This window comes from uncultured Vibrio sp. (genome assembly GCF_947488985.1).
In the GTDB taxonomy this organism is placed as follows: Bacteria; Pseudomonadota; Gammaproteobacteria; order Enterobacterales; family Vibrionaceae; genus Vibrio.
The window spans coordinates 1-223 of sequence record NZ_CANLBV010000399.1 but is presented as its reverse complement, the minus strand read 5'-3'; the positions used below and the strand labels follow the sequence as shown (position 1 = coordinate 223).

Sequence of the window (223 nt, the reverse complement as noted above, 5' to 3'; positions counted from 1 at the left end):
GGCAGGGGTGGAGAGATTCGAACTCCCAACACGCGGATTTGGAATCCGCTGCTCTGCCAATTGGAGCTACACCCCTAAAGTGTGATCTAAAACGAAATTTCTCACGTTTCAGATTCAGAAAAACCTCGCAAAGCGAGGTTCTCTAAAATAAGTGGCGGAGTGGACGGGACTCGAACCCGCGACCCCCGGCGTGACAGGCCGGTATTCTAACCAACTGAACTAC

The 223-nt window shown here is 52.0% G+C and carries 1 tRNA gene; it reads right to left on the bottom strand.

Going from position 1 to position 223, the window contains the following annotated elements:
- Positions 1–2: 2 nt before the first annotated feature.
- Positions 3–76, bottom strand: a tRNA-Trp gene (locus tag Q1A70_RS20745).
- Positions 77–223: the final 147 nt, after the last annotated feature.